We start from the raw sequence: 14,085 nt of genomic DNA on the forward strand, positions 1-14,085 counted from the left end.
TTAAAATCAATGAATTGATTATATCTATAAAGAACCCATGAAAGCCACACAAACATTTATATTGACCCTCAAAGAGGCTCCTGCCGACGCTGAGATTGTTTCACATCAACTCATGACGCGTGCAGGGATGATTCGTAAAATAGGTGCGGGCATCTACAACTACATGCCGATTGGTTTACGGGTGATTCGTAAAGTAGAGGCGATTATTCGTGAAGAAATGACTCGTGCTGGTGCAATTGAAATGCTCATGCCATTTGTGCAGCCTGGCGAGTTATGGGGAGAGACTGGACGATTGCAAAAAATGGGCCCTGAGTTATTAAGAATCAAAGATCGCCATGACCGTGATTTTGTTTTGCAACCAACTTCAGAAGAAGTTGTCACGGATGTGGCTCGTAATGAAATTAGAAGTTATAAACAATTACCAATTAATTTATATCAAATACAAAGTAAATTTAGAGATGAAAGAAGACCACGCTTTGGCGTGATGCGTGGCCGTGAATTTATTATGAAAGATGCTTACTCCTTTGATAAGGACGAGGCAGGGATGCGCGAGTCTTATGGCAAGATGTTTGACGCCTATCACCGAATTTTTCAGCGCCTAGGACTCAATTACAGAGCTGTAGCAGCTGATAATGGAGCCATTGGGGGTAGTGGTAGTCAAGAGTTCCACGTGATTGCAGATACGGGTGAAGATGCGATTGTGTATTGTCCAACTTCAGATTACGCCGCCAATTTAGAAGCTGCGCAAGCTTTAAGTGTGATTGAGTATCGTCAACCACCAGTGCAAGCCCTTGAAAAAGTAGCGACTCCAAATATCACTAAATGTGAAGAAGTTGCAAAACTGTTGCAGTTACCCTTAACCCACACTGTTAAAACAATTGCAATTGCGGCAGATCAATACGATGATAAGGGTGCTTTGATTGCTGGGGCTGCAAAGTTGTATTGTTTATTGTTGCGAGGTGACCATGAGTTGAATGAGGTCAAAGTCAACAAAATTGCGGGTTTACAAGATTTTAGAATGGCGACCGAAGCAGAAATACTGCAAGGCTTTGGAGCGGCTCCAGGTTCTTTAGGTCCTATTGGAGTCCAGAAGCAAGTAACAATTATTGCTGATTTAACGGTTGCGCAGATGAGCGATTGGGTGTGCGGTGCAAATGAAACCGGATATCACCTCAAAGGTGTCAATTGGGAGAGGGATTTACCGATTGCACAAACTGCAGATATTCGGAATGTGGTCGTGGGGGATATCTCACCAGACGGCAAAGGCATACTAGAAATTTGTCGAGGTATTGAAGTTGGCCATGTATTTATGTTGGGCACAAAATACTCAGAGTCGATGAAGGCAAATTTTTTAGATGTGCAAGGTAAGTCAAAACCACTAGTTATGGGGTGTTATGGAATTGGCGTGACTCGTCTTCTGGGCGCAGCCATTGAACAATGCCATGATGAAAAAGGGATTGTATGGCCATTATCGATAGCACCTTTCCAAGTAGTGATTTGTCCAGTTTCCTATGACAAGTCTGAACTCGTTAAAAATACTGCGGATGATCTCTATCAACAAATGAGCCTAGCTGGAATTGAAGTGGTGATTGACGATCGAGGTGAAAGACCTGGCGCTATGTTTGCTGATTGGGAGCTCATTGGAGTCCCATTTAGGGTAGTGGTTGGTGAACGAAGTTTAAAAGAAGGGTTTATTGAGTTGCAAGCTAGAACAGATGCAACTGCAACCCAAGTTCCAGTCAGTGAAGCTTTAGAACGTTTGCAAGCTTTGCTTAAAGGAGTCTAGTAACAAGGGGCCTCACTTAAAAAGGCCCTTACCTAAACCTTTACCCATACCTTTTGCGGCCATTTGGCCCATCATGCGTGCCATTTTGCCGCCACTAAACTGTTTCATCATAGTTTGCATTTGTTCAAACTGGTTGAGCATACGATTTACTTCTTGGACCTGGACACCTGCCCCTTGGGCAATACGGCGCTTACGACTCGCTTTTAATAATTCAGGTTTTGCGCGCTCCTGAGGAGTCATACTGTCAATGATGCCTTGCATTCGTTTGATATTTTTCTCAGCGGCATTCATATCCGTTTTTGCAGCGGCTTGAGCCATTTGCGCAGGAAGTTTATCCATCATGTTGGCCAGACCACCCATGTTTCGCATTTGACTTATCTGACTTCTAAAGTCAGATAAGTCAAAGCCACCTTTTTTAATTTTGGCGACTAACTTTTCAGCTTCTTTATGATCGACATTTTTTTGCGCCTCTTCGACTAACGCAAGGATATCTCCCATACCTAAGATGCGACCTGCCATCCGTTCAGCATCGAAGGCATCTAAACCATCAATTTTTTCTGAAACACCCACAAACTTCAGTGGCACACCTGTGACTTGCCTTACTGAAAGGGCTGCACCACCTCTAGAGTCACCATCTAACTTTGTCAGAACAACACCCGTGAGTGGCAAAGTGGCGTGGAAAGCCTTAGCGGTATTGACAGCATCTTGACCGAGCATCGCGTCAACCACAAAAAGAGTTTCAATCGGTTTGACTGCAGCATGCAGAGCGGCGATTTCTGCCATCATTTCAGCATCGATACCAAGACGACCAGCCGTATCTACAAGGAGAACATCATAGTAATGTCTTTTTGCCCAATCGATAGCAGCAAATGCAATATCAACGGGCTTTTGATTCACATTGCTCTCAAACCAGTCTGCGCCCGCTTGGGCTGTAACTGTTTTGAGCTGTTCAATCGCCGCGGGTCGATATACGTCACAAGAAACCGTCAGCACTTTTTTCTTTTGCGTGCGAATTAACCATTTGGCTAATTTCGCGACAGTAGTTGTTTTACCAGCACCTTGTAGACCTGCCATCAAAATGACTGCAGGTGGTTGGGTCGCTAGATTAAGTTTCCCGGCGGAGATTGCATCACTGGATGCACCGCCATTCATGATTTTTACCAATTCATCACGAACAATACCCACTAATGCCTGTCCAGGTGTTAAGCTAGAAACAACTTCTTCACCAAGAGCTTTTTCTTTGATATTGGCTAATAACTCTTTAATGACCGGTAATGAAACATCAGCCTCCAAAAGGGCTAGGCGGATTTCACGGAGCATTTCTGCTGTATTTTCTTCGGTCAGTCGTGCTTGGCCACGAATGGTTTTTACCACACGACTTAAACGGTCTGTTAGATTTTCTAGCATGAGAGTATTAAACTAAGCATATGTTATTAATATACCCAACAATTGCATACCTTCTTACTTTAATGATGATTGTGATTCACAATCGTCGTATGGTCGCTCATCACGATCAACAAGGTGCTGAGCGTGAAATCACACTTACTAGTAAGAAGCATCAACTATGGATACAGCTATTTATCCTTATTTTACTCGTCTTACATGGTGTTGCGTGTTATCAGGATATATTTACGCCTGAAGGACTCGTCTTTGGCTTTGCTCAAGCCTTATCTTTGATGGCATGGGTCTGCATCACTTTATTTTGGATCGAAGGATGGTTTTTTACGTTGCACGGCATGCTACCACTGATTCTTGGTCTGGCAATCATCTTTAGTTTTTTACCCGTTGTATTTCCTGGGGCAATTATTTCTACCAAGGCAGTACATTCGCCAGGTTTTAAATTGCACTTCATTACTGCAAATATTGCCTACGGAATCATGTTTTTTGCAGCTCTTCAAGCAATATTGATGACCATGCAAGATCGAAGTTTGCGTTCTAAGCAAAGAAAAGATACGTCCTCTTGGATGGGCATATTGGTTTTGGGCAGTGGTTCTCGTTTGTTAGAACAATTACCTCCCTTATTAATTATGGAACGAGTCATGTTTAATGTCATCGGCATGGGGTTTTGCTTGCTGACGGTTGCCGTTTTTTCAGGAGTTTTCTTTAGCCAAATTTTATTTGGTAGACCATTAATTATTGACCATAAGACCATATTTGCTTTGTTATCTTGGGCTATGTTTGGGGGCTTATTGCACGCTCATTGGCGAGTGGGCCTAAGAGGTGCTGAAGCATCTAAATGGGTTTTAGGGTCCTTTTCTGTTTTATTGCTGGCGTATATTGGCAGCCGGTTTGTTCTTGAAGTCATTCTTCACCGACTCTAAAGTCAATGCATGATCAAAATTATTGAATTTTTACTATTATTTGCCCTTGTTTATTGGGCAATTAAATTCTTTCCTAAAAAAAATAAACTTAAAAGACAGAGTTCGGAGAAATCTTCACCCCCGCCAAAGCCTCAAATGCTTAGAATGGTTGAGTGTTCTTTTTGTAAGGTTCGATTACCTTTACATGAGTCATTTGAGTATCAAAGAAGACATTACTGCAGCCTTCCTCATTACAACGAAATTAGTCCCAAAGGTTGGCTTGGTTGTGCAAAGCATGTCCCATCACCCAATTTTGATGAGCGACCAGAAGCATGTGGACCGATTGACACCGTGGTAATCCACCATATCTCATTACCAGAGGGTAAGTTTGGTACGGGTGCAATTGAAGCTTTTTTCACCAATCGCCTTCACCCAAATGATGACCCTTATTTTGAAACTATTGCGCATTTACAAGTATCGTCTCATTTTCTCATTCTGCGTGATGGTCAGTTAATACAGTTTGTCTCGACTAACCAGCGGGCCTGGCATGCGGGTGCATCGCAATTATTTGACCGTCAAAGAGTCAATGATTTTTCAATCGGCATTGAACTTGAAGGAACTGGAGAGTTGCCATTTGAGTCAGAGCAATACCTAAAGTTGAGTCAACTAATTGCAGCTATACAAAATCAATATAACATCCAATATTTTGTAGGACATAGTGACATTTCTCCGGGCAGAAAAATGGATCCTGGAAAAAGTTTTGATTGGGAATATGTCAGTCAAATTGCCAAAATTTCCGAGAGTCAATTACCTTTTGGATTGCAATCACGTTAAATTTGCACTTTATTCATAGTAAGCGCAAACATCAAAAAAATGTCATCTTGATGACAAAATTGAGATTAGTTGGTTAGTGTGCATTTATTAGGGAATTCCTGATAAAAAAACTAAAAATATATATACAAAAAGTTTAAAAATTCCCTATACTTAGTACTTAGAGCAAGCAAAAACACAATAGATAGTGTTTTAAGGGAAATAATTTCCTGATTTCTGATGTGTAATCAAGAAACAATTTGCGGCTCTAAAACATACTATTTATGAGCCTGCGAGAGTTGTAGCGTGGGGATTTAAAGCAGTTAAAGCAGTGCCAAAACAGAATATGAAATCGCATTATTGATCAATTTGCAAGTATAGAGAATTTAGGAGCTTTTATGACATTCGCTAACCCCCACGGCAATTTAGTAGGTGTAAACACTTATCCAGCCAGTAACAACCCAAATGCAGCGACGAACCAAGCACCTTCAGCAGGATTTATCGCTGGAGGAGTCGGAGCGTCAAATCCAGTACAGCTTTCGGACTACAAGATTATCCGTAGAAATGGTATTGTTGTTTCCTTTGAGCCATCCAAAATCGCCATTGCCGTAACAAAGGCATTTTTAGCAGTCAATGGTGGTCAGGGCGCGGCTTCGGCCAGAATTCGTGAGCAAGTTGAACAGCTGACGCAGGTAGTTGTTCGTGGGTTGTTGCGTAGTCGTCCGAATGGTGGAACTTTTCATATTGAAGATGTTCAAGACCAAGTAGAGTTGGCTTTGATGAGAAGCGGTGAGCATAACGTCGCTCGTGCTTACGTCCTTTACCGTGATAAAAGAAATCAAGAACGTCACCAAGCGCAACTTCAAACCCCTAAAGTTTCTGATGTTCCTCATCCAGGCATTAATGTCACTGACAAAGGTGTTGTTAAGCCACTGGATATGGCCAACTTGCAATCTATTTTAGAAGCCGCATGTCAAGGTTTGGGCAACCATATTGTGCCAACAACGATTTTGACTGAAACAATCAAGAATTTGTATGAAGGTGTTCCAATCGAGCAAGTGTTTGATTCAGCAATTCTTTCATCAAGAACATTAATTGAAAAAGATCCAGCCTATAGCTTAGTTACTGCCCGCATTTTGATGCACGTTATCCGCCGTGATATTTTGGGCGTGGAAGTTGCTCAAGGTGAAATGCAGCAAGTGTACCCACAATACTTTGGTAAGTTTTTACGCCGTGGTGTAAAAGAAGAGTTGTTGGATAAACGTGTTTTAGAAATATTTGATATTGACCGCTTAGGCAAGGCTTTAAATGCTGAGCGCGATTTGCAATTCAATTACCTAGGGTTGCAAACACTCTATGACCGTTATTTCTTGCATGTGGAAGAACAGCGTATTGAAATGCCGCAGGCATTCTTTATGCGTGTTGCAATGGGCTTATCTTTAGATGAGAAGCAGCCAACCGACCGCGCAATTGAATTCTACGAAATTCTGTCTACCTTTGACTTCATGTCCAGTACACCGACATTGTTTAATTCAGCAAGTTTACGTTCACAGTTATCCAGCTGCTACTTAACTACAGTTGCCGATGACTTAGATGGTATTTACGAGGCGCTCAAAGAAAACGCCTTGTTATCTAAGTTTGCAGGTGGATTAGGTAACGATTGGACTAACGTTCGTGCACTTGGAAGTCACATTAAAGGCACTAATGGTAAATCACAAGGTGTTGTGCCGTTCCTTAAAGTAGTGAACGACACTGCAGTTGCTGTTAATCAAGGTGGTAAGCGTAAGGGTGCCGTATGCGCCTATTTAGAAACTTGGCATTTAGATATTGAAGAATTCTTGGAACTGCGTAAAAACACAGGTGATGACCGTCGCCGTACGCATGATATGAATACAGCCAACTGGATTCCAGACTTATTTATGAAGCGCGTTATGGAAAACGGTGAATGGACATTGTTTTCTCCGTCGAGTACACCTGACTTACATGATAAATTTGGTCGTGCATTTGAAGAAGCGTATGTCGCTTATGAGAAAAAAGCAGATGCAGGAGAGCTCAAGCCATTTAAGCGTATTCCAGCTGCGCAACTCTGGCGCAAAATGATTGGTATGCTGTTCGAAACAGGCCACCCATGGATTACATTTAAAGATCCATGTAATATTCGTAGCCCACAACAACATATTGGCGTTGTTCACTCTTCGAACTTATGTACTGAGATTACTCTGAATACCAATGAAGAAGAAATCGCTGTTTGTAATTTAGGTTCTGTGAACTTAACTGCACACATGATGACGGATGCCAATGGTCAATTGGTTTTAGATCATGCCAAGTTACAAAGAACGATCAGCACAGCAATGCGTATGCTAGATAACGTGATTGATATCAACTATTACGCTGTTGCTAAAGCTAAAAACTCAAATGTCAAACACCGTCCTGTTGGTTTAGGCATTATGGGCTTCCAAGATTGCTTACACATGTTACGTATCCCATACGCGAGTGATGCGGCTGTTGAGTTTGCTGATACATCTATGGAAGCGGTTTGTTATTACGCTTACCAAGCATCGAATGAGCTCGCAAAAGAACGTGGAACTTATAGTACCTTTAAAGGGTCATTATGGGATCGTGGTATTTTGCCGCAAGACTCTGTTGAATTATTGGCCCAAGAACGTGGCGGTTATTTAACGGTGAACAATGCGAGCAAAATGGACTGGACTTCATTGCGCGCAAGCATTAAGCAATACGGTATGCGTAACTCCAACTGTGTTGCAATCGCTCCAACAGCAACGATCTCGAACATTATTGGTGTTTCAGCCTGTATCGAACCGACATTCCAAAATTTATATGTTAAATCTAATTTATCAGGCGAGTTTACGGTAGTGAATGAATATTTGGTTCGTGATCTGAAAGCACGCGGTTTGTGGGATGAGGTTATGATTGCAGATCTCAAGTATTTTGATGGATCTTTAGCCAAGATTGATCGTATACCGCAAGATTTAAGAGATATCTATGCTACAGCATTTGAAGTAGCGCCAAAATGGATTGTAGAAGCAGCGGCGCGTCGTCAGAAGTGGATTGATCAGGCACAGTCTTTGAATATTTACATGGCTGGTGCTTCAGGTAAGACATTAGATGAGACGTATAAGTTGGCTTGGACACTTGGTTTAAAGACTACTTATTACCTACGGACAACTTCTGCAACTCAAGTTGAAAAATCGACGGTAGATAAGGGAACATTAAATTCAGTATCCAACCAATCAGCAGAACAACAAGCAGCAAGTGCAGCAGCACTTCATGATCAAGCATTAGCCGAGGCAGATGGGGCAGTTTGTACATTACGTCCAGGCGATGATGGATTTGAAGAATGTGAAGCTTGTCAGTAACTTAAGAAATACATACGAAGTAATTAATGGAGAAATAAGATGTTGAATTGGGAAGATGATGCACCAGTAGCCGTAGCAAAAGTAATGCCAACACCAGTACCTGAGGTGAAGATTGCTACTTTAGCTACACCGATGGCTTTAAATACGCCATTACCAAACGAAGCGATTGCGCCGATTCAGGAAGCTACATTAAAAGCACCAGAGGATCGCCGTGTGAATGTTGCGGATAAACGCATCATCAATGGTCAAACCGATGTTAATCAACTAGTTCCTTTTAAATATAAATGGGCCTGGGAGAAGTATTTAGCGGGTTGCGCAAATCACTGGATGCCGCAAGAAGTGAACATGACACGCGATATTGCGACATGGAAAGATCCGAATGGCTTGACTGAAGATGAGCGTCGCATCATTAAAAGAAACCTTGGTTTTTTTGTAACGGCAGATTCACTAGCGGCAAATAATATCGTTCTTGGAACGTATCGTCAGATCACTGCGCCTGAGTGTCGTCAATATTTATTGCGTCAAGCATTTGAAGAAGCGATTCATACACATGCGTATCAATATATTGTTGAATCATTAGGCTTAGATCAAGCAGAAATTTTTAATGCGTATCACGAAGTACCTTCGATTCGTGCGAAAGATGAATTTCTATTGCCGTATATTGATGCATTAACTGACCCATCATTTAAAACTGGCACTCCTGAAAATGATCAAAAATTATTAAAATCATTGATCGTTTTTTCATGCATCATGGAAGGATTGTTCTTTTATGTTGGTTTTACGCAAATACTTGCAATGGGTCGTCAAAATAAAATGACGGGCGCTGCAGAGCAGTATCAATACATCTTGCGTGATGAATCTTTACACTGCAATTTTGGTATCGATATGATTAATCAGATCAAGCTCGAGAACCCCCATTTATGGACCTCTGCGTTCAAAGACGAGTTAAAAATATTGTTCGCTGAAGCAGTGGAATTAGAGTACAAATATGCTGAAGATACGATGCCTCGTGGAGTGCTTGGACTCAATGCACCGATGTTCAAAAGCTACCTAAGATACATCTGTAATCGTCGTTGTATGCAAATAGGACTTGACGCATTGTTCCCAAATGAAGAGAATCCTTTTCCATGGATGTCAGAAATGATAGATTTGAAAAAAGAAAGAAACTTTTTTGAAACTAGAGTGATTGAGTATCAAACTGGAGGCGCGTTGAGTTGGGATTAACCACTCGAAGTTGTCTCCCAAAAACTGGAGATGTACGGATTGAACATTAGACGTTGGAAGTTAACTTGTAAAAATAAAAGTTCGAAAATTCGGACAGGGCAAGTTTCCCTTCAAAATGTTGAGATCCTACAAAACAGTTTTCAAGCATCGATGATGCGCAAATTTGCGCAAGCAGAATTAAAAAAGCTGTTCCAAGAAATTGGAACAGCTTTTTTTACGAAGTTCATGGGACTATTTTGCAGTGAAGGAAATAGAAACATGAATGGCTCACGCGTTTGTGCCGATTTTCTACCCAGAGAGTCGGTTCGGAACGCTAGGGTCTTCTTAAACTGTAGTATGTATTACTTCTCACGTGAAGGAGCTTGATATGGCAACTGCCAAAAAACCTGCTGCTAAGAAACCTGCAGCAAAAAAAGTTGTAGCTAAGAAGCCTGCTGCTAAAAAAGTAGCTGTTAAGAAGCCTGCTGCTAAAAAAGTAGCTGCTAAGAAGCCTGCTGCTAAAAAAGTAGCTGCTAAGAAGCCTGCTGCTAAAAAAGTAGCTGCTAAGAAGCCTGTTGCTAAAAAAGCTGCTGCTAAACCAGCTGCTGCAAAAAAGCCTGCCGCTAAACCTGCTGCAAAAAAAAAAGTAGTTAAACCAGCAGCAAAGCCAGCTAAAAAGGCCGCTGCAAAGCCTGCAGTTAAAAAGCCAGAAGCAAAAGCATCAACAAAAACGGCTTTAAATCCAACTGCTGCATGGCCTTTTCCTACCGGTAGCCGTCCTTAATTTAGACGGTTTCCGAAAGGCAACAGCTGTAGAAGTAAAAGATGTAAGCAACCCACCATGGTGAAAATCTTGGTGGGTTTTTCTTATGCGAAATCGCTTGCAAAAGCCTGACGATAGAGCTCTTGGATCAACTCAAAGCTAGGCGTATGGTTTTGAGGTCCCTGACAGGCAATCTTCATCGCACCCATCAACGAGCCAAGCCTACCGGTAGTTTCCATATCTAATTGATTTTCGATACCATACAGAAGGCCTGCACGAAAGGCGTCGCCACAACCTGTAGGATCAATTGGTTTTTCAACACTCACTACTGGAATATGAATGACCTGACCATCTACATAGATTTCGGATCCCTCAATACCTTTGGTAACAATTAAAGCTTTGACACGCTTGGCGATTTCTAGGAGTGGTAAACCTGTTTTGTGAGAAAGCATTTCGCCTTCATAGTCATTCACAGCAATATAAGTTGCTTGTTCAATAAACGTATTTAAATCTTTACTATCAAACATCGGCAAACCTTGACCCGGATCAAAAATAAAAGGGATTTTAGCGTCCACAAATTGCTGCGCGTGGATTAACATTCCATCTCGACCATCGGGAGCAACAATGCCTAACTGAATTGAGCTGGGCGTTGATTCAAGGGCAAGCGCAGCGGTGTGGACATTGTTGAGATGGGACTCTGACATGGCGCCAGGATGAAACGCCGTAATTTGATTATTATCGCGATCGGTTGTAATCATGGCTTGAGCTGTAAACGCCTCAGGGATTTCACGGACAAAGTCCACCTTGATATCGTATTTACTGAGCTGATCAAAATAGGGACCAGCATCACCGCCCACGGTCGCCATGATAATGGGTTCGCCACGAAGTAACTTTAGGTTATAGGCAATATTACCTGCACAGCCACCAAATTCTCGGCGCATGCTGGGCACTAAGAAAGCCACATTTAAAATATGAATTTGCTCGGGCAATATTTGCTCGGCAAAGCGTCCCTCGAAAGACATAATTGTGTCATATGCGATTGAACCGCAAATTAGGCTGGCCATAAATTCCTTTTTATCATTTGAAGTATGGATATTGTATTAGTAGAGCAAATGGACTTGAAAGCCACTGGCATCCTTTGGTACTTCTATCGGTATTGCTATTGTAATTTCTGTTTGTGAAGCAACCCCATAAATCAGCCACTCATTTTTTCTTGGAAGTTCAGGAGAGAGCCATTCTTGAGGAGTGAAGTGACGATAAGCTAAGGGCTCACCCGCAATATTGGTCAGAACAACTTCAATATGCGGCACAGCTGATTTTTTAAAAACCATGGATGATTCACTGCGGAGTTGTATTTGTAACTGGTGAGAGACATCCTCATCAAAGTTTAAAGACGCGTATTCGACACGCCATTGAGAAATATCTGCCCGGGGTATGGTGGCCCATTGATGAAAGAGATAAGACCCCTGAGCCACTGCTAGCAACAGCAATATGACCAACATGAACAGCTTATAGTTACGTAAATACATGAGGGGCTTTATCGCTGACCTGCAAGCAAAACCCATCCCTCATGAGTATCAATCACTTTTAATTCAATCCAAGGTGCGTAGCAAGCAATGACATCTTGTGCTTGACGTTCAAGTATTCCAGATAATGCCAGGGCTGAGTGGGGCGCTAAATGAGATGCAATCGCAGGCGCTAACACCTGCAGTGGATTGGCTAAGATATTTGCCACCACAACATCAAACTTTGGTAAATCAAGCGCATGATCTGGTAAATAAAATGAAACATCAACATGATTGTTTTGCGCATTTTGTGCACCAGCAACCATAGCTTGTGGATCAATATCGATACCGATTGTTTTATCACTGCCTAATTTTTGTGCAGCGATCGCTAAGATGCCAGAACCACAACCATAATCTAATACACGCTTACCTTGGAGTATCTGATCATGAGAGAGCTTTTCTAGCCACTGTAAGCAGAGTTTAGTTGTTGGATGACTACCTGTGCCAAACGCAAGCCCTGGATCAACAGCGAGGCATATGGCGCCTTTTGGAAGGCCTTCAGGAATGGAATGCCATGAAGGCACCACCCATAAGTTTGGCGTGATAGAAATCGGCTCAAACTGTGATTGGGTAAGTTGAACCCAATTTTGATCTTCAATGATTGTTTCGGTATAGACATCAACAGCTAAACCTGATTGAGCAAGTTCAGCCAAGATTGCTTCTGTATGTTGTGGAAATTGCTGCCAAAGAAGATTGTCAAACAATGCTTGCACTACGGATTCGTTCCAAGCTTCCTGCGTTGGAATCATCCCAGGTTCACCGTATAGAGGACTTTCATCAGGCGTATTGGCTTGCGCATCTTCGACACTGATCGAGAGTGCTCCGAGATCCATTAACGCATCGCCGAGTTCCTCGGCAGTTTGTGCATCGACAGTAAATTGAAGTTGGCGAAAAGACATAAATGAGGATTATTTTTCGTTACGAGAAGCCGCTTGTTCTTCGAGGCGATGTTCAAGGTAGTGAATACTTGTACCGCCTAAATAAAATTTCGGATCGACCATTAACTCGCGGTGCAGAGGAATATTTGTTTTGATGCCCTCAACCACCATTTCGGAAAGAGCGATCCGCATACGTTTAATGGCTTGCTCACGCGTAGCACCATAAGCAATAAGTTTGCCGATCATTGAATCGTAGTTGGGGGGAATGGTGTAACCCGCATAGACATGTGAATCCACACGAATACCAGGACCACCAGGCGTATGCCAAGCAGTAATTTTTCCAGGACTTGGGGTGAACTTAAAAGGATCTTCCGCATTAATTCGGCATTCGATCGCATGACCACGAAACTCGATATCGCGTTGACGGAAAGATAATCGTTCGCCAGCAGCAATTTTAATTTGCTCTTGGACGATGTCGATACCGGTGATTAATTCCGTCACAGGATGTTCGACCTGCACACGCGTATTCATTTCGATAAAGAAAAATTCATTATTCTCGAATAAAAACTCAAAAGTACCTGCGCCGCGATAACCCATTTTGCGACAAGCAAGCGCACAACGCTCACCAATTTTTGCAATGAGACGACGATCAATACCGGGAGCAGGCGCTTCTTCAATGACTTTTTGGTGGCGACGTTGCATCGAGCAATCTCTCTCACCAAGCCATACTGCATTTTTATAAGTATCTGCCAGAATCTGAATTTCGATATGACGTGGATTAGTTAAAAACTTTTCCATATACACTTCCGGATTACCAAAGGCCCGACCAGCCTCTTCCTTCGTCATTTTGACCGCATTAATGAGTTGTGACTCGATATGAACTACGCGCATACCTCGTCCACCACCACCACCGGCAGCTTTAATAATCACGGGATAACCAACTTTTTTAGCGATTGCTAAGATTTCTTTTGGGTTGTCTGGAAGAGCGCCATCGGAACCTGGTACGCAAGGAACACCAGCGGCAATCATCGCTTGTTTAGCAGAAACCTTATCACCCATCAAGCGAATAGATTCAGCAGTAGGTCCAATAAAGACAAAGCCTGACTTTTCTACTCGATCAGCAAAATCGGCATTTTCTGAAAGAAAGCCATAACCAGGATGAATTGCTTGAGCTTCAGTTACTTCCGCCGCTGAAATAATGGCAGGCATATTGAGGTAGCTTAGAGGCGATGGCGGAGGTCCAATACAAACCGCCTCATCAGCCAATTTTACGTATTTGGCATCTTTATCCACCGTAGAATACACCACCACATTTTTGACGCCAAGCTCACGACAAGCGCGTTGGATGCGAAGTGCTATTTCACCACGATTGGCGATTAAGATTTTGTCAAACATAAAGTCCC

Annotated in this window: 11 protein-coding genes and 1 pseudogene; 7 read left to right on the plus strand and 5 right to left on the minus strand. The window is 42.4% G+C overall.

The features are described 5' to 3' along the window. Nucleotides 1-37 precede the first annotated feature (37 nt). Nucleotides 38-1,786 carry a proline--tRNA ligase gene (locus QMN06_RS01130; RefSeq protein WP_281970658.1) on the plus strand — a complete coding sequence of 583 codons (1,749 nt, stop codon included), beginning with the start codon at nt 38-40 and terminating at the stop codon, nt 1,784-1,786. A gap of 12 nt (nt 1,787-1,798) precedes the next feature. On the opposite strand, the gene ffh is transcribed toward QMN06_RS01130, so the two are convergent. Further along, nucleotides 1,799-3,193, minus strand: a complete 1,395-nt coding sequence (gene ffh / locus QMN06_RS01135; protein WP_281970659.1) for a signal recognition particle protein — start codon at nt 3,191-3,193, stop codon at nt 1,799-1,801. Nucleotides 3,194-3,213: 20 nt separating this feature from the next. Between ffh and ccsA the strand changes: the two genes are divergently transcribed. The 6 genes and pseudogenes from ccsA to QMN06_RS01165 all read left to right on the plus strand — a co-directional run. After that, nucleotides 3,214-4,107, plus strand: coding sequence for a cytochrome c biogenesis protein CcsA (ccsA, locus tag QMN06_RS01140; protein ID WP_281970660.1), 894 nt, complete (start codon nt 3,214-3,216; stop codon nt 4,105-4,107). A gap of 9 nt (nt 4,108-4,116) precedes the next feature. Further along, nucleotides 4,117-4,920, plus strand: a complete 804-nt coding sequence (ampD, locus tag QMN06_RS01145) for a 1,6-anhydro-N-acetylmuramyl-L-alanine amidase AmpD (protein ID WP_281970661.1) — start codon at nt 4,117-4,119, stop codon at nt 4,918-4,920. A gap of 374 nt (nt 4,921-5,294) precedes the next feature. Further along, entirely contained in the window at nt 5,295-8,273 is a 2,979-nt protein-coding gene (locus QMN06_RS01150; RefSeq protein WP_281970662.1) for a ribonucleoside-diphosphate reductase subunit alpha, read from the plus strand. 39 nt (nt 8,274-8,312) lie between these two features. Further along, nucleotides 8,313-9,497 carry a ribonucleotide-diphosphate reductase subunit beta gene (locus tag QMN06_RS01155; RefSeq protein ID WP_281970664.1) on the plus strand — a complete coding sequence of 395 codons (1,185 nt, stop codon included), beginning with the start codon at nt 8,313-8,315 and terminating at the stop codon, nt 9,495-9,497. Nucleotides 9,498-9,536: 39 nt separating this feature from the next. Then, nucleotides 9,537-9,863, plus strand: coding sequence for a hypothetical protein (locus QMN06_RS01160; protein ID WP_281970665.1), 327 nt, complete (start codon nt 9,537-9,539; stop codon nt 9,861-9,863). A 4-nt stretch (nt 9,864-9,867) separates the two neighbouring features. Beyond that, nucleotides 9,868-10,260, plus strand: a pseudogene (locus QMN06_RS01165) (histone H1-like repetitive region-containing protein); the annotation flags it as partial. A gap of 83 nt (nt 10,261-10,343) precedes the next feature. Here the strand turns inward: QMN06_RS01165 and QMN06_RS01170 are convergent. Genes QMN06_RS01170 through accC form a run of 4 tightly spaced genes read right to left on the minus strand, consistent with a single transcriptional unit; the run spans nt 10,344 to nt 14,077 of the window. Next, complete coding sequence (locus tag QMN06_RS01170; protein WP_281970666.1) at nt 10,344-11,303, minus strand: carbohydrate kinase family protein; 960 nt, start codon at nt 11,301-11,303, stop codon at nt 10,344-10,346. Between the two features lie 36 nt (nt 11,304-11,339). Beyond that, complete coding sequence (locus tag QMN06_RS01175; protein ID WP_281970667.1) at nt 11,340-11,741, minus strand: DUF3426 domain-containing protein; 402 nt, start codon at nt 11,739-11,741, stop codon at nt 11,340-11,342. A gap of 35 nt (nt 11,742-11,776) precedes the next feature. Then, the gene (prmA, locus tag QMN06_RS01180; protein WP_281970668.1) at nt 11,777-12,703 is read right to left on the minus strand and encodes a 50S ribosomal protein L11 methyltransferase; all 927 of its coding nucleotides are present in this window, start codon (nt 12,701-12,703) and stop codon (nt 11,777-11,779) included. A 9-nt stretch (nt 12,704-12,712) separates the two neighbouring features. Continuing rightward, nucleotides 12,713-14,077, minus strand: a complete 1,365-nt coding sequence (gene accC / locus QMN06_RS01185; protein ID WP_281970669.1) for an acetyl-CoA carboxylase biotin carboxylase subunit — start codon at nt 14,075-14,077, stop codon at nt 12,713-12,715. Nucleotides 14,078-14,085 lie beyond the last annotated feature (8 nt).

It is taken from the genome of Polynucleobacter sp. SHI8 (genome assembly GCF_027944005.1).
Classification (GTDB): domain Bacteria; phylum Pseudomonadota; class Gammaproteobacteria; order Burkholderiales; family Burkholderiaceae; genus Polynucleobacter.